This is a genomic window from Arthrobacter sp. Y3223151, assembly GCF_059091125.1.
In genome coordinates, this window is sequence record NZ_JBNHGI010000032.1 from 1 (window position 1) to 409 (window position 409).

The 409-nt window shown below is 58.4% G+C and carries 2 protein-coding genes; both read left to right on the forward strand.

Annotation, left to right across the window (positions count from 1 at the left end):
• Positions 1–244: head-tail joining protein (locus tag AC5RUP_RS17215; RefSeq protein WP_052941188.1), on the forward strand; the 244-nt coding region annotated here is incomplete at its 5' end.
• Positions 245–255: 11 nt separating this feature from the next.
• A partial coding sequence (locus AC5RUP_RS17220; RefSeq protein WP_170997307.1) for a phage tail protein occupies positions 256–409 on the forward strand: 154 nt, incomplete at its 3' end.

Below are 409 nucleotides of genomic sequence, written 5' to 3' on the forward strand. Positions count from 1 at the left end.
GGTGATACGTGGTGTTTTTGATGACCCTGAAAATATCAGCTATGCCGGACAGGGCGTGCGCGTTGAAGGCTCCAGCCCGTCCCTGTTTGTCCGGACTGATGAGGTGCGGCAGCTGCGGCGTGGAGACACGCTGACCATCGGTGAGGAAAATTTCTGGGTAGATCGGGTTTCGCCGGATGATGGCGGAAGTTGTCATCTCTGGCTTGGACGGGGCGTACCGCCTGCCGTTAACCGTCGCCGCTGAAAGGGGGATGTATGGCCATAAAAGGTCTTGAGCAGGCCGTTGAAAACCTCAGCCGTATCAGCAAAACGGCGGTGCCTGGTGCCGCCGCAATGGCCATTAACCGCGTTGCTTCATCCGCGATATCGCAGTCGGCGTCACAGGTTGCCCGTGAGACAAAGGTACGCC